18 protein-coding genes and 5 pseudogenes are annotated in these 16304 nt (G+C 59.6%); 8 read left to right on the top strand and 15 right to left on the bottom strand.

Annotated features, from left to right (window positions below):
* Window positions 1-25 precede the first annotated feature (25 nt).
* From AC07FD_RS13940 to AC07FD_RS13915, 6 genes and pseudogenes are all read right to left on the bottom strand, one after another.
* Window positions 26-637 carry a hypothetical protein gene (locus tag AC07FD_RS13940; protein ID WP_478350324.1) on the bottom strand — a complete coding sequence of 204 codons (612 nt, stop codon included), beginning with the start codon at window positions 635-637 and terminating at the stop codon, window positions 26-28.
* Between the two features lie 154 nt (window positions 638-791).
* Window positions 792-1592 carry a TIGR02391 family protein gene (locus AC07FD_RS13935; protein WP_478350323.1) on the bottom strand — a complete coding sequence of 267 codons (801 nt, stop codon included), beginning with the start codon at window positions 1590-1592 and terminating at the stop codon, window positions 792-794.
* Window positions 1593-1733: 141 nt separating this feature from the next.
* A complete protein-coding gene (locus AC07FD_RS13930) occupies window positions 1734-2072 on the bottom strand; it encodes a hypothetical protein (RefSeq protein ID WP_379018629.1) in 339 nt (112 codons plus the stop codon).
* A 137-nt stretch (window positions 2073-2209) separates the two neighbouring features.
* Complete coding sequence (locus AC07FD_RS13925; RefSeq protein ID WP_095081649.1) at window positions 2210-2722, bottom strand: hypothetical protein; 513 nt, start codon at window positions 2720-2722, stop codon at window positions 2210-2212.
* A gap of 708 nt (window positions 2723-3430) precedes the next feature.
* Window positions 3431-3733 (bottom strand): annotated as a pseudogene (locus tag AC07FD_RS13920) (IS256 family transposase); the annotation flags it as partial.
* Window positions 3734-3934: 201 nt separating this feature from the next.
* A complete protein-coding gene (locus AC07FD_RS13915) occupies window positions 3935-4909 on the bottom strand; it encodes an IS4 family transposase (RefSeq protein WP_095081653.1) in 975 nt (324 codons plus the stop codon).
* Window positions 4910-5247: 338 nt separating this feature from the next.
* Between AC07FD_RS13915 and AC07FD_RS13910 the strand changes: the two genes are divergently transcribed.
* A complete protein-coding gene (locus tag AC07FD_RS13910; RefSeq protein WP_095081654.1) occupies window positions 5248-6081 on the top strand; it encodes a cell envelope integrity EipB family protein in 834 nt (277 codons plus the stop codon).
* 184 nt (window positions 6082-6265) lie between these two features.
* On the opposite strand, the pseudogene AC07FD_RS13905 reads toward AC07FD_RS13910, so the two are convergent.
* The 9 genes and pseudogenes from AC07FD_RS13905 to AC07FD_RS13865 all read right to left on the bottom strand — a co-directional run.
* Window positions 6266-6745: pseudogene (locus tag AC07FD_RS13905) on the bottom strand (IS21 family transposase); the annotation flags it as partial.
* A gap of 192 nt (window positions 6746-6937) precedes the next feature.
* Window positions 6938-7117: pseudogene (locus tag AC07FD_RS13900) on the bottom strand (transposase); the annotation flags it as partial.
* A gap of 100 nt (window positions 7118-7217) precedes the next feature.
* Window positions 7218-7586 (bottom strand): helix-turn-helix domain-containing protein, encoded by a 369-nt coding sequence (locus AC07FD_RS13895; protein WP_245331000.1) that lies wholly within the window; start codon window positions 7584-7586, stop codon window positions 7218-7220.
* A gap of 691 nt (window positions 7587-8277) precedes the next feature.
* Window positions 8278-8460 (bottom strand): recombinase family protein, encoded by a 183-nt coding sequence (locus AC07FD_RS13890; protein WP_245330993.1) that lies wholly within the window; start codon window positions 8458-8460, stop codon window positions 8278-8280.
* Window positions 8457-9434 carry a Lar family restriction alleviation protein gene (locus AC07FD_RS13885; protein ID WP_095081656.1) on the bottom strand — a complete coding sequence of 326 codons (978 nt, stop codon included), beginning with the start codon at window positions 9432-9434 and terminating at the stop codon, window positions 8457-8459. The genes AC07FD_RS13890 and AC07FD_RS13885 overlap by 4 nt, the downstream gene beginning before the upstream one ends.
* Window positions 9434-9952, bottom strand: coding sequence for a single-stranded DNA-binding protein (ssb, locus tag AC07FD_RS13880; protein ID WP_478350322.1), 519 nt, complete (start codon window positions 9950-9952; stop codon window positions 9434-9436). Before ssb ends, AC07FD_RS13885 begins: the two co-directional genes overlap by 1 nt.
* A gap of 110 nt (window positions 9953-10062) precedes the next feature.
* On the bottom strand, window positions 10063-10299 hold the full coding sequence (locus AC07FD_RS13875; RefSeq protein ID WP_095081660.1) for a hypothetical protein: 237 nt from the start codon (window positions 10297-10299) through the stop codon (window positions 10063-10065).
* A complete protein-coding gene (locus AC07FD_RS13870; protein WP_478350321.1) occupies window positions 10292-10624 on the bottom strand; it encodes a hypothetical protein in 333 nt (110 codons plus the stop codon). The genes AC07FD_RS13875 and AC07FD_RS13870 overlap by 8 nt, the downstream gene beginning before the upstream one ends.
* 57 nt (window positions 10625-10681) lie before the next feature.
* Window positions 10682-10924, bottom strand: coding sequence for an acyl carrier protein (locus AC07FD_RS13865; RefSeq protein ID WP_245331001.1), 243 nt, complete (start codon window positions 10922-10924; stop codon window positions 10682-10684).
* A 110-nt stretch (window positions 10925-11034) separates the two neighbouring features.
* Here AC07FD_RS13865 and AC07FD_RS13860 point away from each other — a divergent pair, with 110 nt between their 5' ends.
* The 7 genes and pseudogenes from AC07FD_RS13860 (at window position 11035) to AC07FD_RS13830 (ending at window position 16048) form a co-directional block, all read left to right on the top strand.
* Window positions 11035-11430: a hypothetical protein gene (locus tag AC07FD_RS13860; RefSeq protein WP_095081664.1), complete on the top strand. Its 396-nt coding sequence runs from the start codon at window positions 11035-11037 to the stop codon at window positions 11428-11430.
* Window positions 11430-11651, top strand: coding sequence for a DUF1515 family protein (locus tag AC07FD_RS13855; protein ID WP_245330994.1), 222 nt, complete (start codon window positions 11430-11432; stop codon window positions 11649-11651). Before AC07FD_RS13860 ends, AC07FD_RS13855 begins: the two co-directional genes overlap by 1 nt.
* 88 nt (window positions 11652-11739) lie before the next feature.
* Window positions 11740-11922, top strand: a complete 183-nt coding sequence (locus tag AC07FD_RS13850) for a hypothetical protein (RefSeq protein ID WP_095081666.1) — start codon at window positions 11740-11742, stop codon at window positions 11920-11922.
* A gap of 518 nt (window positions 11923-12440) precedes the next feature.
* Window positions 12441-13043 (top strand): annotated as a pseudogene (locus AC07FD_RS13845) (IS5 family transposase); the annotation flags it as partial.
* 245 nt (window positions 13044-13288) lie between these two features.
* Window positions 13289-13978 carry an aquaporin gene (locus AC07FD_RS13840; RefSeq protein WP_095081667.1) on the top strand — a complete coding sequence of 230 codons (690 nt, stop codon included), beginning with the start codon at window positions 13289-13291 and terminating at the stop codon, window positions 13976-13978.
* Window positions 13979-14023: 45 nt separating this feature from the next.
* A pseudogene (locus AC07FD_RS13835) lies at window positions 14024-15027 on the top strand (AMP-binding protein); the annotation flags it as partial.
* Window positions 15028-15484: 457 nt separating this feature from the next.
* A complete protein-coding gene (locus AC07FD_RS13830; RefSeq protein ID WP_095081669.1) occupies window positions 15485-16048 on the top strand; it encodes a PIN domain-containing protein in 564 nt (187 codons plus the stop codon).
* Window positions 16049-16304 lie beyond the last annotated feature (256 nt).

Below are 16304 nucleotides of genomic sequence, written 5' to 3'. Positions count from 1 at the left end.
CAGCGATGATGTTCGAAAGCAACGTTCAGCTGCGGATGCGGCGAACCGCTGTCTCAGGTCCGATCCTGGTTTCGTCGAGATCGATCTCGACGAAACGTCGCAGGACCAGCGACGAAAGCCCCGCTATCGGGACCGTCTCGTGGAAGGCCGTCAGGCATTCGGCGACAGTGAGAGAGCCGTGCTCGTCCAACGCCGCCAGGACGCGAACCCGGTCGCCCAACGGACAGTGCCAACGGGCATACCGAAGCAGGTCCATGGAATTGGCCAGCCTGTGCCCTGCAATAACCGTCGATTGGACGTCATATCGATAGCCCGCCTCAGCGGCAGCATTCTCGATCCATGGCTCCAGACGACTGGTTTCCGACACTGCATCGACGATCGAAGTCCCCTCCTCCCGAACCACAAGGAAATCCGGAATGTGGCTGTCGCCCTGTCGATTCAGTACGAGCGGAAGACATAACCATTCGACCACCGCCGGGTCGACGTCGAGCAGACATCCGAGGTCACGCGCGGCTTGGTTCCTGAACAGAGGCGCGCCGCCGCAACGAACGGTTCCGCGTGGATGAAAATGAAGACGCGCGGCATCGGCGCGGACGGACGCGAGCTGGTCGGGTTCGATTTCGAGGTGGGCGGTCACGGGACGCTCCTACGCATACGCAAGAATGATCGGCCGCTGCGAGGGTGCAGCGGCGGTGCGCGATCAGCGTATGAGGAGCGATGCCTGTTTCATGGTGGCGGGAACAAATATAGAACATACACGGCGGCGTCAACTGCCGCAGTTGCCTGAAGCATCATGCTCGCGGTGGCATGCTGGCAGCGTCCAGACGACGGTGAATCAACGAGACAAGCGACAGCAAGTCCTCCGCATCCTCCTTCGACATCGTCCAGTTTATCCGAGCCTCGTGTGCGGTGGGATTGCGGAACATCCCGAACGTCCCTTTCAGCAGATTGCCGAAGCCCTTCTGCTCGTCCTGCTCGCTCTTGGTCGCGAGGGCGTTGATTGCCAGCATCGGAGGCATCCCCGAAAACGCCCTGTCGACGAGCACGGCGCCATCGTCGTCGAGCCCGGTGCGGGACCGCACCTTGGCGGCGATGCTTTTCACCGCTTCGAGCACGGCGTGGAAATAGTTGTCCTGCAGCAGCTCTTGCCGACAGAACCTCATGACATCCGGATGCACGCCTCGCGACGCGAGATCTTCCCGGAGTTCCCGTGCCCGCCGCTCCGCTTGCCCGAGCGTCTCGACCTTTTCTGCCTTCGACAGCTCGCCGGAAGCGGCGACCGAAAGCCCCGTGAACGCAAGCGCCCGGTTGAGGTTCGCACGCATTGGCTCGAAGCGTTCAGGCTCGCGGGCGAACCGCGCCGGCTTCATGGCCTTCCGGATGAACCCCATGATGCGAGTGCGATCGCGGCGCGTATTCTGCTCATGGGCGAAGGCGTTATAGAGACGATGTCTCTTCGTGATGGCGGGATCAGTATCCTCAATATGACAGCTCGTCAGAAGGTGACCAATTTCGGGGCCTCTCAATCCCTCTGAAGTATCCGCAAGTGCATCCGCAATGGCTTGCAGCTGTTCCTGGGAAAACGAAGCCATAACACCCTCCTGAGTCGTTCTGACGTGGTAGCGTATGGGCTCCAAGTTGTCACAGGGCACCTACGGATGGCTCGGCGCTTGAGCCGCCATACGGCCTTCGCATCAGGCGAAAGAGAATGCCACGCGTAAAGCAGCCACGGATTATTCGAATCGGACAGATGTGGCTTTATCCATCTGCAAGATCGACTGCACCAAGGCCTTCTGTTCGTTCCCTCCCAGCGTCTCGCCGCTCATCAGTATTCCGTGCAGGATCTTTGCCTTGCTGCGCAGCGTTGCGAAGTCTGGACAAGGCCACGTACAGATCTTGCGGAGCGCCGTCTCTTTCGCTTTGCGCCGATCATGGATGTCTGCCAATTCCGAATCGGTTGCCGATCGCCCCATATGAGCGCGGTCGAGATAATGCGCGACGAGTTGCAGCCGCTCAATGGCAGCGATGTAAGCACGGTGCGCCTGCTGAATGTCGACGGGTTCTCGATCCATAAATCCGTTCCTTATTTGAAGATCGGCATGAATCTTACGACGCAAGAGAGGGCTGCGGTTGCGAAACCTTTTGTCATGCCCGCTTTTCACAGCCTCGAGGCGAACGTATTCCCGAGGCGGCTGCACCGTCTCCGCAGTCAGGCGCGGCGGGCCTTCTTGCCAGGAAGGAATTCGAGGCACTTTTCGAGAGATCGGTCGTCGACGCAGATATCCTCGGGCCTCTTTCCGGCCAATCCCTTGCAAGGCTGTCTTATCCACAAATCTGCGAAATCGGGCCGTCCGAAGCTCTCCCGTGCAGCATTCCGAAGCTTGGATAGGCTCTGCTCGCGCTGCTCGAGCCGACGGGCATCGGCGGCGCGCTCGTCCCGCCATCGATCAAGCGCCGCGATGACCTTCCATACGCCGTCCTTCGAGCGTCTGGCGGCTTCCGCCGGAGATAGGCCCGCGAGGCCTTCCAGAGGCGTCGACATCCATGTGATGGCATCCGTCCCCATGGCAGCGCGCACGACCTTCCCGACTTCGGCTTCGCGGGCATTGGCTTCTTCCTCGGCGCGATGCTGCGCTTCCGCCGCACGCTCTTCCTCGGTCCGCCGATGGGCCGCCTGTCTCTCCGCAACCTCCGCCTCGACAGGGAGGCCGCAGGCATCCAAGATCGACGGCGGTCGGGCCCACAGGGCGGTCCGCAGCTTTTCGATCGGCTGGATGAACCGCTCCCAATCCTCGTCGTCTAGATGGATGGCGTCAGGCCGTAGACCTACATTTTCTGGTAGCGTTCCAAAGGAGGATGCTACGATGAGCTACCTGATGCTCCGGATCTTTATCGCTCTGACTATGTTTCTGATGGCGGATGGCGTTGCTTTCGCCAGCAAGATCATCGGCAACGGTTAGTGCCATAAGGCACAGGCAACGGTAGCCGCGTATCCTGCGGCCTAACGCCTCCTCACAATGGCTGGCGGCCTCGGCCTTCTCGTTAGTGCCGACAATACGGTTGGCAGCAGGACTACGTTCCAAGTAGCACCCTTGGAACCGCTTGGAGACTAATGGATTCGTAATCTTGCTAAAGTGTCGATGAGCCGTGCGCTTATGCGCTCGACATCGTTTGACTCGACCGAAACAAATCCTATTGATCAACGTCCCAGGATTTCGGAAAGCGGAACCGCAGCGTAGCCAGGATGTGGCGTTGTGTCATTGGCCGCAGTCACGATTATCGGCATCGGCAAGGACTCGTCGACCTTGGCCGGGCCGATTCGATTCCAGTCGTAGAGGAAGATGTCCTGATAGAACTTCGCGATGTCGCGGTCATAAAAGATCAGGCTAGCGTCGCGGTTGTATCCCGTCCCTGCGGTGGTCCAGTTGTGGCTTCCCACCAGCCGGAGCCGATCAACCTCGCCATTCGCGCCGCGATCCCGGATCTTCACCCGGCTGACTGGCACTGGCCCGATCCCCGTCTGGATGCTCCGCTCCGGGCCGTGACCATGCCGCACAATCCGGGCACGGCCGTCGGCGAGCTTGAGATCCCGCATCTCGGCTAGAAACGTCTCGGCCTCGATCTCGATCGCCTGCGCCAGCAATTTGCGCGCCCCGGTGCGCAGCACATCCGTCAGGGGATCCTCAATTTCGTCGGGCTGACGAAGACGCAAAACATTGGTAGTCTCGTTCATGGCGTATCGCTCTCCTTGAGAGGTTCTGGTAGGCTTCATCACCCGCCTCGATACGCCGCTCTCCTCAAACCGTCATCACCCAGTTTCCGCCATAGCTCGTTTAGGGAAGGGTTTGGCCCATGCGTCGATAGCGAGTTGTGGAGAGAAACTGATCCATGCCCTTAGAGCGTCGAGGCCGATGCGGAACCAGGATTTCTCGCGTCAGCCGTGTACTTTGCGTTTGATGGCCTTCATGCCCATGGTCTGGGTTGCGCATCGATAGGCCCAGGTGATGGCGATGGCGAGAATGGCGGTGAGAGTGTCGATCTTGTCGGGTGCGGTCATTCTTGTGTCTTCGATGTTGAAGCCGCGTGTCTTGGCGTCGGCGAACAGGCATTCGACGGCCCAACGGTTCTTGTAGGCATGGATTGCGGCCTTGGCGTTTGGGTTGTTGGTCATGACGACTAGCCATTCGCCCTCCTGGCCCTTTCTGCCATCGATCCATTTGGCCGCGAACGACAGAGTGGCGGTTGCGTCCGGCAGGCTGGCCTTGAGGGTCGAGATGGCGCGGCTCTTGCGGCGCTTTCGCAAGAGGGAGTTGATTGTCCAGAGCCGTCCGTCGGTCAGGGCGACGCACTGGCCGACCTTGACGCGAATGGCGAACGGAACCTTGTTTTCCATCAGGAATTTGATCCAGCCAGCGCCAATGAACTCGCGATCGGCAAGCAGCAGTTCGATCGAGGCCGCGCCGAACAGGCTCAGATAACGCTGCATCAGTTCGATGCGCTGGCCGCTGTTGCTGTTGCCCTGGTGGTCGAGCACGGTCCAAAGCAGCGGCACCCGGAAGCGCCGCGTCACGATGGCGAGCATGAGAATGTTGATGTCCTTGGAGCCGACTTTCCAGTTGGTGCGGTCGAGCGCTAGGCATTTGGGCCGCGACAGGTTCAGCATGCGCACGACGACCTGCGCGACGAGCGCCTGATCCAGCCGGATCAACTGGAAGAAGCGCTGCAGGCGGCGGTACTTCGACCCGTGCTGCGCTGCTCCCGGGAATTGGCTTGCCACATGACTGAGATTGACTGTGCGGCCCTGAACCAGGCCGATGATCAGAACCGCGAGTGTTTCCAGGCGCGAATTGCGCAGCGCAAAATGACGGCTTAGGGTCTCAATGAGGGCGGTGTGAACCGTGGTTGGCATGGCGGGATCCTTTTGGCGAAGAATCCTCCTTCCAATCACATCAACCCGTCCTCACCCTTGCGGCGTGTACTGTGGGTCTTTGCTAATGCACAGTTTGCGCCTCCTGACAAAATCACCACCTCGTCAAGATGCTAAACACCGCGCCACGAAGTGTCGGGTTGCCGCATCCGCGACACGGTGATGTTCGGCCGGCGTGCCGCCGCACTCTCAGTTAAGCCGTTGAATAAAATGCAAAACAGATTTTCTGAGCTCCTCCTACGCAGTTGGCGCGGCTCTTGCTCCTCCTATAGAGCGGCAACGGCAGATCCGGCCGGGTTGCAACCAAACGGGGGTTTCGAATGCGTATTTCGACACGGCTCGCCCTTCCTATCGTCGCCCTTTGTGTCTTTGCGCTGTCGGGCACCGCCTCAGCAGCGCGCCTTCCGTTGCCTCATCGTGCTGTTTACGATCTTGCGCTGGTCAAAGCATCTGAGAGATCAGGGATTAGCGGCGTAACGGGCCGTATGATTTACGAGTTCAATGGCTCTGTCTGCCTAGGCTATACAACTAATACCCGCATTGTGACACGTATCGATTCAGACACAGCAGGCGGGCTGACTGACCAGCAAATGACGACCTTCGAGGATGCCGACAGCAAGTCCTTCTCGTTCATGACTAAAACCTATGTCGACCAGGCACTCCAGAAAGAGGTGCGAGGGACGGCGAAACGCGAGGGCCAGAACGTCACTGTCAGGCTGGAAAAGCCGGAGCAGCAGGATTTCGACATCGGCCCAACACAGTTTCCGACACAGCATATACTTGACCTAGTGAACCGTGCCGATGCCGGCGAGACCTTTTATGAGACTAGACAGTTCGACGGCGCAGACGACGGCGTCAAGGCCATGACCACGAGCATTCTGATCGGCAAGAACGCCCAAATCGACCAAAAAGATCCTGAGGTGCCGGCTCTTGCCAAGCTGGCAAGGGGTCGCATCTGGCCGATCGAAATGGCCTATTTCGACGACAGCGGGAAGGGCGGCGAGGAAATGCCACAAATGCGCCTTAGCTTCAAGTTGCACGAGACTGGCATTACACGCGACCTCGCGATGGACTATGGCGACTTCTCGCTTTCGGGCAAACTCGTCAAGCTTGAGGTCTTGGAAATGAAATCGGGTATCTGCAATAAGCAGTAGTGCTTGTGGGCAGAAGGGTTCTGGGGGGCGCGGAGCTGCGACGACTTCCGCGCAGCGGAGGATTACGGTGATCACACGAGACCCTCACCGATCCAGTCATAAGTTCCGCAGCGGCGTTGTCATAGTATCTTCTTGTGAGGAGGCGGTAGACGCCGGTTCATGCACATCACCTACAACTCCACCGCTGCCGCGTCTTGCCCTTCAGCCGGTCGACGACCACGGTCACAGTGTCGCCGGCGTAGTCGACGAAGAGTTTGTCGCCAGCGGCATGGTTCTGCCGCATCGTCACCGGCAGGTTGGATGCCCAGCCTCTGTAAAGATCACAATAACGGCTGTAACGGTAACCATCGGGGTGACGCTCGATGTATTCGTCCCAAAGGATCTGCAGCGTCACATGCTTGCGCTTCAACTCGCGATGCACGTAAGCCCAGTCCGGCTCCACGCTGCGGCGGTGCCCCGTCTTCGTCCCGTTCGCCTTGTAGAGCGCAGCCTCCAGGACCGCGTCCGTGATCTCATCCCCTAACGGCCAGGCCAGGCCGGCAGCCTCCGCCCGGCGAAGCGTTTCGCGCACCGTCGAGGGCGCTGCGCCCACACGGTATGAGATCGCCTTGTGGCCAAGGCCCTCTTCAAATCGATATCTCAAAATCTCGCGGACACACCGCATGGTCACTCTCTCGGCAGGCATTTCGTTCCTTCCCTGGACAACCCAAAAGAAGAAACATTCCACCAGCAGAGCACCCGGCCCAAACACCGCCACCAGGGGGCGGCATCATTTCGGAATCAGCGGGCGGTTAATTCTCGGAACGAGGGGCGACATCATCTCGGAATCGGGGGGCGACTTCCCTCGGAATTTGCACGCACGCAGCACATCGCCATCGCCGGCCTTCGAGATGCGGCCCTGGACGTCGATCGAGGTGCCTGACTGCCAGCGCCGCGATGTCAGCCCGAAGTACGCCGCGACATCGCGCGAGCGGCGGAACCGCGACGGATCGTCGACCGCCGTCATGAAGCTCAACGCCGCCACCGGACCTGGTCCCACGTCATAATGCCCATCTCGCTACGTTATTGAAAGACAAAGGTGTTTTGATCCGGATTTGATGATGACGGCCCGTTGAGGCACGGGCCGGCGGGCTCGATCAGATGCGACCGTACAGGCACTCGAGGAAGAACTGGAGGTCCTGCTCCGACAGCGACCGGCCGCTTTGAGCGCCGAGGAGCGCCAGCGCCTGTTGCAAATGGGGGCCGAACTGGTGGAGGCCGCCTGGCATCATCCGGCGGCCACTGCCGTCACGCGTAAGCGTATCATGCGGGTCGTGTTGCGCGAGGTCGTGGCAGACGTCGAGGGTGACCAGATTCATTTGTTGTTGCATTGGCAGGGCGGCGATCATAGAATCTTCGATATTCCGTCGTTTGATGACCCAAGATGAGCCTTTGCAATATTGCTCGGCGGGGATGATGCCGGCACGAATCTGACGAAGGACCGTCGCGGGGCTCAGATTGAGCATCCTGGCGGCCTCGGTCAACGTGACTTCGCCGCGCTCGGCCCATTCGCCATCCCTGTAGACGGCGATGTCGTGCGTGTTGCGGAAGCCCCGCACTCGCGACTGTGTCCAGCCATTTGATCGACCTGTCCGCTTTCCTGCTCGGTTGAGCATGCCAGCAATAGCCTTGTCAGGCATCATTCGTGCGCAGGCGCGGATCAACTCCACCGTCTCAGGCTCGACGGTCCACCGCGTTTGACCCCGCCGGTTCTTTCTTACCGCCAGGCGGGTAATACTGTCGGCGCGCCCGCGTCGCAAAGCCATTCCACCGCCGCTCGAGTTCGTGAGCAACCAGACGATTCTCGGGGTCGACCGTGTCGCCTCGTAACGCGCCTGTTCGAGAGCCAACTCGATCTGCCGCTGTTTTTCGCCAGACTGATGCTCGCGCTGCGCGATCGCCTGGATGGCCGCTTCAACGCCGAGCGGTTGCAGCAACCGCACGATCTCGACTCCCACCGCCTCGTCGACCCGCAATGCGCCAAACGAGATACAGGGGTCACCGTCAGGATTGCTCCGGGTCGCGTCACACGTATAGCGGCCGACATCACCCTTGGCGCCATTATAGCCGACAAGCAAAGCCTCCCCCTTGCGCACCGGCCCGCGCACCATCATGCCCTTGCCGTTGGCATTGTCAGCGATCAGCCGTTGGTTCCTTTCAAAGTCTGCCCAGGGACAAATAGCCTTCGTGATGGTCAACGAGCAAGACTGCCCAATCTGAGCGAGCTTTGCGCCGCCCGCGCACGATTCGCTTGCGGCCATTTTCGATTATCGTCCGACTTCCGGTTCGGCCAAAGGCGTAAGCACCGGCATAAACAGGATTAGTGAGAAGGTTGCTCACCGTCGTGTAGACGGGAGAGCGGCTTCCTTGCTGTCGTGATACGTGATGATCCAAGCGTTGCTTTCGGCATCAAGAACTCCGCTCACCCACGCCTCTGGCAGCGACTTCGCCCGGCGAACCAGCAGGAATGCTGCCGCTTCGCCTATCTCGCAGAAGATGTCCTCGACATCGCGGTAACTCTCTTCGGGATTGTCATCGTCCCAGAACAGGTCGGCGTCACGCGCCGCAGCCAACTCGGCTTGTAGACGGGTGATCTCGGCCATAGCTGTTGCATGGTCTTTGAGGGCCTGCCGATATTGGCGCTCGAACGTCTTTGCTCGGATATCCTCGACTCGACTGATGATCATCGGCTGCGTGGTGTTGACGGCTTGGTCCAGTTTGGAGGCCAGCACATCCCGCTCCTCCGTCAGGGCGGCGATTGCAGCGGTAGCTTCGCGTTCAACGTCTCCCAGCGGTACGTCAAAACGTGGCAGACTATCCAGGTGCGCCGCGCGAACATTCAGCCGCGACACCAACTCGTCTGCCTCTCCTGGTGCTGGTGCCAACTCGTCGACGTGATCTGTCACGCTGATAGCAGGATCGGTCGCAATCATCTGGTAGGCGGGGAAAGCTTCGGCCTCAGCCTTCGATGCGAACTGCTTCGCCTCGTTGGCGTCGGGCGTCCACCAGTGCCAGCCGCCATCTTCGCTTTCGGCGTACCAGTGCGGCTGGGTGTAAGGGCTGCCATACTTGCCGATGCCATCCTTGCGCTCGATCAACCAAGCAGTATTCCGTGGTGCGCGGGTGGCGCGACGGTTCCAGGCTGCGATGGCGCGATCCTTCGACGAAGCAATTGACGGAGGACCGTGGAATTCTGGTGCGCCAGCGCTGCCACAGGATGTGCACTGCACGCGATAGCCGTCGCGCACGATACCGAGCTTCGGTTTTTGCCCTTCGCAGAACGGGCACGGCTTCAGCTCCCCGGCGCCAGCCATCAGCGCCACTCCGGACTGAAAGGTATGTCGTCGTCAAGGTCACTGTTCGACCGTCGGCCAGCGCCGCTACCACCCTGCCCGCTGCTGCCGAAGTCGCCACCACCGCGGCCACCACCACTTGATCGGTTTTCCTGCCGTCCGCCGCGATCGTCACTGCGATCGCCATCACCGCCATTCCTGGTATCGAGCATCTGAAGCTCGCCCCGGAACCTCTGCAGGACGATCTCTGTCGTATACCGATCGGCGCCACCCTGATCCTGCCACTTGCGGGTTTGCAGCTGGCCCTCGAGATAGACCTTCATGCCTTTCTTGAGGTATTGCTCCGCGAGCTTGGCGATATTTTCGTTGAAAATCAACACGTTACGCCATTCTTTACGCTCACCGCTGTTTTTGTCGCGCCAGCTCTCCGATGTAGCGATCCGGATGTTGACCACCGGATCACCGCTGTTGAGCCTGCGGATCTCCGGGTCCGCCCCCAAATTTCCAATCAACATCACGCGGTTAAGTGAACCGGCCATAGCGATCTCTCCTTCTGAACTTTCCTGTTTCTTGTTCCAACCCGCTGCCGTACCAGTGCGCGACGGCGTCGAGTGCGGCGGCCTGCTGTGGCGACCATGCGCGTATCGCTTCAGCCATGGTGCAGCCCCGCGCCTTTTCGCGCTCGCATGGCGTAGCCGAACCCACGTTCGGCGCGCTCCATCGCGGCTTCGAAACGCTGAAGCCAGTCGTCGAGAAACCGGTGATGGCGTTCGAAGGCGCTGTCGATCGAGGATGCCGCGCCGCGCATCTCGCTTGCGGCACCCGACATCGCGTTGCCGGCGCTGCGCACCTCTTCGGCGCCAATCAGATGCATGTACTCAGCCATCATAATCCTCGTCGTTTTCGCAGTCGTCCAAGTCATCGCCGTAAGAGTCGAGTTCCGCGCGGGCTTCATCTTCGACGCGCTTGGTGCAGTCGTCCCAGACGTCGTAGACGCGCCCGGACATGCCCACTTCGTAGTCGCGGCGTGGCCGCAGGCGTGGCTTGCGGGTCTTGCACCAGTCGCAAGTGCCGGACCAATCGGCGTTCTTCATCTCCTCGCGGTAGGCGGCGAGGCACTCCTCGCACATGTCGTTCATCTCAGAGCCGAAGCTGTCGGTCTCGCCTTGGATGCGAGCGACGGCGGGGCGATCCGGATGGTCGTCGCACATCGTCCCGTCCGGGAGTCGTGCCCGCTTCCAGGCAGCGAGGAGATCGGGCCGGTCACGTCAGCCACGGTTGCTGGCCTTTCCATCGATGTACTTGACCGCCTCGCCAAACGTCAGGATCGTCTCGGCATCGCTGTCCGCGATCTCGATGCCGAACTCCTCTTCGAAGGTCATGACGAGTTCGACGAGGTCGAGGCTGTCGGCGCCGAGGTCTTCGATGAAGCTGGCGCCGTCCGTCACCCTCTCGGCGCCGACATTGAGATGCTCGGCCACGATTTTCCGGCCGCGTTCTTCGACGGTCACCGGGCGCGGCGACTCGTCCGACTTCGGCTGGTATGGGCCGTTGGTCTGAGCCCTCCACCACAAACGGAAATTGTCCGTATCGGAGGGCTCGCTCATGACCATTAGAAGACTTGGCGCCAAAGGGCCTCGGAAGTGCAACAGTTCGAGATAGATATGCGCGCCTTCGGCGATGGCCTTGCGCTGCGCATCGCTCGGATGAAACCGTCGGAGCCCTCCTCGAGGCGAGATCTGGCCCGAAGGGATATGATGGGAAGTCGATCGTCTGCGTCGTTCCCTATTCCAGGGAAGGCATCATTAACAAGACGTCGTGGTGGCACATCGACAGCCGCGCCAACAATTGCGACAAGCCTGCCGACACCGAGCATCGCTGCTGGTGCCGGCATGGCACAGTCGGCGAAACAGTGCATGTCGACAAGGTCGGCAACACCTGCGGGGCCGGTGCCGGGTCGATCGGCGTGCCCGGCTTCCACGGCTTCCTCCACCACGGCGTGTTGAGGGACTGCTGATGTCCGTCGCCATTGGCCTCTTCCTGAAGAAGTGGGTGCTGCCGATCCTCGTCTTCGGTATCACGCTGCCCGTCTGGGTCTTCCTCGCAGGCGCCGAGGTGACGCGCTGGAAGCTAATGGGCATGGGTGCACTCGGCGTCACCGGCATCGCCTTCGCTTCGCTCGGCTCGGTGGTCACCTACTACTGGACCGATATCTGGCGAGTCCTGCGCGGCATGTAGATCTGTTTCGCCCTCTCAAGGCGCGCCCCGCTTGGCTCCGGCCGGGCGGGGCTTTTTTCGTTTCTGGTGCCACCCTATATCGGCCGGGATGTTCAAGCTTCCCGAGATCGCCTATCCGCTGAAGATCGACACCATCGGCAAGATGCTGGCGCTGGGGCATGAGGCCGATATCCATTGCCTGACCACGGGCTGCCATCATACGAGCCGGCTCAACCTGGTGGCGATGGGCAAGCGCATCGGCGGGAGCGCGAGCTGTGGCGGCAGGAGGTAGTAAGGGCGCGCGCCGAATAGGTGGCTGGACACTTTCCCGAAAAGCTCAATGATTATCTGGAAAGGTCGACTGTCCAGAAATCCTGTATCACGTTGAAATTGCTCAATTCAGGTACACCGCCCGCGACAGCACATTGGGGCTGATGTGACAGTGGTATGTCGTGCACTGCAACAATCTGCCTCCACTGACTCTATCCGGCGGATACGCCTGTCATGGCTGCCGCAAGAAGCGCTTCGTCACGAACCGCTCCCTGCGGGCGATCGGAAATCGGCTATTCCGTCCGCCGGTGACAGAATTATCGAAGCAAAATGCGTGCCGAATTGGCATACACCTGCGCTGCACCGGTTCTCCAGAAAGGCGGCCTGGCCCCCTGTCCCTTTTTGTCGGGCTTCCGACACTCTTGTCGGGCTTCCGACGCAAAAAAGGCTTGCCGATAAGAATGCTTCCTGAGCAGGCCAAGCAGTAGCGCTTAGAGACCGTTTTGAAAATCGGCTTGGTGGGGTTTAGCCAGAACGTCAGGTCCGGTCCATCTGGTGATCGACAGCACGGGCTTGAAGATCTTCGGCGAGGGCGAATGGCTGGAAAACAAGCACAAAGCCAAGAGAAACCGCAAAAGATGGCGCAAGCTTCACCTTGGTCCCGATCTTGTCAGTTGTGAGATTGTTTGCTCCGAATTGACCACCGATGATGTCGGCGATCCGGCAGCGCTACCAGGACTTTTGGACCAGATCAGTGGCCCCGTCGACAGGTTCATGGCCGATGGCGCCTATGATGGAGGGCCTACCCGTGATCTTCTGAGGACACGCTTCGGCGAGATCGTAGAGGTCGTTATTCCGCCTCCAAAGACTGCCGTGCCCAGCCCGCAATCGGGTCTGCCCCCATCGGTTCGCGACCGCCACATCGCTGAGATACAGACCAAGGGCCGGTTGGCTTGGCAAAAATCCACCGGCTACAACCAACGCAGCCGGGTCGAGACCCAGATGGGCCGATGGAAGGCCGTGATAGGACCAAAGCTCAGAGCGAGGAACGCCGGCAATCAGAACACTGAAGCCAAGATCGCAGTCCGAGTTCTCAACCGGATGACAGAACTCGGCCGTCCTGAATTCAAGCGCGTTGCATGAACCGTGCCGCAGGTAGGGTTATATCGCCCCAAAGTCCGATCCGTGCAACATTGCGGGTCGTACCTATGAGGACACCAGCGTGCTGCAAGCAGCCAAGGCCTATGAACGCGCAAGGCCGTGGAGGGGTACGCGACCCAATCTCCAGGTCTGACTGACATCCAATCGAAGAGACGACAGGGCGAGCATGCCGCCCATAGCATTCTGGTGACCATATCTCGCAATTCGGTACTGAAGGAAGTTTAACTATGATAGACAACTACAATGCTTACCTAGCCGAAGCATTCGGCACCGCATGCCTGGTTTTGTTGGGGTGCGCGTCAGTCACGTTAGCTGGCAATGGCGCCGCGTTGCCTTTGGGCGGAATGCCTATCTCGTTAGCATTCGGACTGACCGTGACTTTTCTGATCTATGGGATTGGTCCGGTCTCAGGATGTCATATCAACCCCGCAATCACTTTGGGTCTATGGGCCGCGAACCGGTTCACTGGTGCAAAAGTTGTCGGCTACGTGGCAAGTCAGCTTATCGGAGGTCTGGTTGGTGCTGGCATTTTGCTTGTCATTCTTAAGGGTCGGACGGGGGGATATGACCCTGCCGCGCTTGGGTTAGGACAGACCGGTTGGGCGCAATACAGTGTTGCTATTGCCTTTGTCAGCGAATTCGTCGCGACTTTCATTTTCATGGCCGTAATCATCGGGTCGGTCGCGAACGCCGATAGCAAACTACTGGCCGGTGTCTCAATTGGGCTTTGCCTATTTGTGTTGATATCCTGCTTTATCAACGTTAGCGGGGGATCACTCAATCCGGCTAGGAGCATCGGGCCCGCCATATTTGTCGGCGGCACGGCTATTTCGCAGCTATGGCTGTTCATTGTCGCCCCAACGCTGGGCGCCGTTTCTGCTGGCCTGATTTTCCGCAAGAGAGAGGTTTCGAGCTAATCGCGTAGCGGCTTCTCAATCATTTGCAGTGCGGAGGAACCTGCTTTGGAAAGTCGAAACTATCGCGTCCAGCCGCCGTGGAAGAAGAACGCGCTGATCGACAATGACACCTACCTGAAATGGTACGCCGACAGCGTGAAGAATCCGGACAAGTTCTGGGGCATGGCAAGCGCATCGACTGGTTCAAGCCCTTCAGCAAGGTCAAGAACACCTCCTTCGACGGCAAGGTCTCGATCAAATGGTTCGAGGACGGGCTGACCAACGTCTCCTACAATTGCATCGACCGCCACCTGAAGAAGCGCGGCAACCAGACTGCCATCATCTGGGAAGGCGACAACCCCTACGACGACAAGAAGGTCACCTACAACGAGCTTTACGACCACGTCTGCCGGCTGGCCAATGTGATGAAGAAACACGGCGTCAAGAAGGGCGACCGCGTCACCATCTATATGCCGATGATCCCCGAAGCCGCCTATGCGATGCTCGCCTGCACGCGCATCGGCGCCATCCACTCGATCGTCTTCGGCGGCTTTTCGCCCGACGCTCTGGCCGGCCGCATTGTCGACTGCGAATCGACCTTCGTCATCACCGCCGATGAGGGCCTGCGCGGCGGCAAGCCGATCCCGCTGAAGGACAACACCGACAAGGCCATCGACATCGCCGCCAAGAACTTCGTGATGGTCAACAAGGTCGTCGTCGTGCGACGCACCGGCGGCAAGGTCGGCTGGGCTCCGGGCCGCGACGTCTGGTACCACGACGAAATCGCTTCGGTGAAAGGCGACTGCAAGCCGGAGAAGATGAAGGCCGAGGACCCGCTGTTCCTCCTCTACACCTCGGGCTCGACCGGCAAGCCGAAAGGCGTGCTGCACACCACCGCCGGCTATCTCGTCTACGCCTCGATGACCCACCAATATGTCTTCGACTACCATGACGGCGACATCTATTGGTGCACCACCGATGTCGGCTGGGTCACCGGCCACAGCTACATCGTCTACGGACCGCTGGCCAACGGCGCCACCACGCTGATGTTCGAAAACGTGCCGAACTATCTAGAAGCGGTCCAGAAAGAAATCCCTTCTCGGCAAGCAACGCTCGGAGACCGGACCGCATGAGTAATTTGGCAGGCCGCGCTACCTAATGCCAATCTGATAGCATGCGATGCTCGCCGTCAATTAGTCGAGATCAAGCGTCTCATCACCCAACGGTCCGCCCTTTAACAAGACATCCCGACCGGACTTCCTCGGCCCAAGCTTGGACATTTGGAGCACGAACTGTCGTCGGCGGTCATGAATCTCTTGCGGCCCTCGTTCGGCCGCCGCTGCCAACAAATCATTGAACCTGGTCCTCGCCTCTTTGACGGTCCAGATACCGAGTTCAGTACGACCGCCACTTGCCCCGCCGCTCGCCAATGCACGCTCCAGTTGACCGCGTTTACTATTCGCCGGTGGTTCTGATTTAGGCCTCGCGCATCATAAAGCAATCCTAGCCGCAAAGGAGCCCACCGGAATGTTTCTTCTCGACACAAATGTGCTGAGCGAGTTCACAAAAAAGAGACCGAACCGACATGTCCTTACCTGGGCAGACTGGGCGATGTCGCGACATCGGCTTGCAATCCCGTTTGGCGCCGTTTTCGAGCTGCAACGGGGCATTGAATCTCTGCGGTCGAGAAACCCAAGCCGCGCCCACGACCTCTCACGCTGGCTGAACGAAGTGCTAGAAACCGATATGATCTTCCTCGTTATGGATGCCTCAGTTGCACGGATGTACGCATCGATGACCACGGTCCCGGAGCTGAGGCATTTGTGGGTGCCCTCACCCCAGAATCATCGGCGAGGACCAAGCCAGGACCTTGCGATCGCGGCGACCGCGATTGTGTATGGGATCCCCGTCGTCTCCATCGACGTCCATGATTTCCTTAGAATCCATGCTCATTTTGAATTACCCGGGCTTTTCAATCCCATGGAAGAAACCTGGGAAGTGCCAATGAAACGAAACCTTATGACAGGATCGGCGAGAGCCGGCGTAAGGTCTTTAGAGGCACCGAGCCAGCACCTGAGGTGCTGCGCCTGACGCTGCCGTGCCTCAGCGTGCGCCCGCGGGAGGCCAGATGATTGATCGCCTCAACCTGGACCCAGCCTGTCCCAAGTGACTGGAACGCCTGAAGTCGATTTTCGACCAGCTTTGCCAAGAGGGCCATATCCAGCCTGGGGCGCCAGAAGCCGAAAACGTTGCCTCTAACTTAATTCGACTTTTCCAGGAAGAACTCAACGACGAAACCGGCCTGCTGCTTGCGGTTCGGGCGTGGCGTCAGGCGTTGCGGCGAGCG

This window comes from Mesorhizobium waitakense, from assembly GCF_056431085.1.
This window is presented reverse-complemented; position numbering and strand designations above follow the sequence as displayed.

Excerpts from the sequence above, each read along its gene's own strand:
- AC07FD_RS13885 (WP_095081656.1), bottom strand. The coding sequence starts at position 9,434 with ATGGCTGGCGCCGGGGAGCTGAAGCCGTGCCCGTTCTGCGAAGGGCAA.
- AC07FD_RS13830 (WP_095081669.1), top strand. The coding sequence starts at position 15,485 with ATGTTTCTTCTCGACACAAATGTGCTGAGCGAGTTCACAAAAAAGAGA.
- AC07FD_RS13930 (WP_379018629.1), bottom strand. The coding sequence starts at position 2,072 with ATGGATCGAGAACCCGTCGACATTCAGCAGGCGCACCGTGCTTACATC.
- AC07FD_RS13910 (WP_095081654.1), top strand. The coding sequence starts at position 5,248 with ATGCGTATTTCGACACGGCTCGCCCTTCCTATCGTCGCCCTTTGTGTC.
- AC07FD_RS13915 (WP_095081653.1), bottom strand. The coding sequence starts at position 4,909 with ATGCCAACCACGGTTCACACCGCCCTCATTGAGACCCTAAGCCGTCAT.
- AC07FD_RS13875 (WP_095081660.1), bottom strand. The coding sequence starts at position 10,299 with ATGGCTGAGTACATGCATCTGATTGGCGCCGAAGAGGTGCGCAGCGCC.
- AC07FD_RS13895 (WP_245331000.1), bottom strand. The coding sequence starts at position 7,586 with ATGCTCAATCTGAGCCCCGCGACGGTCCTTCGTCAGATTCGTGCCGGC.
- AC07FD_RS13840 (WP_095081667.1), top strand. The coding sequence starts at position 13,289 with ATGATAGACAACTACAATGCTTACCTAGCCGAAGCATTCGGCACCGCA.
- AC07FD_RS13850 (WP_095081666.1), top strand. The coding sequence starts at position 11,740 with ATGTTCAAGCTTCCCGAGATCGCCTATCCGCTGAAGATCGACACCATC.
- ssb (WP_478350322.1), bottom strand. The coding sequence starts at position 9,952 with ATGGCCGGTTCACTTAACCGCGTGATGTTGATTGGAAATTTGGGGGCG.
- AC07FD_RS13870 (WP_478350321.1), bottom strand. The coding sequence starts at position 10,624 with ATGTGCGACGACCATCCGGATCGCCCCGCCGTCGCTCGCATCCAAGGC.
- AC07FD_RS13855 (WP_245330994.1), top strand. The coding sequence starts at position 11,430 with ATGTCCGTCGCCATTGGCCTCTTCCTGAAGAAGTGGGTGCTGCCGATC.
- AC07FD_RS13935 (WP_478350323.1), bottom strand. The coding sequence starts at position 1,592 with ATGGCTTCGTTTTCCCAGGAACAGCTGCAAGCCATTGCGGATGCACTT.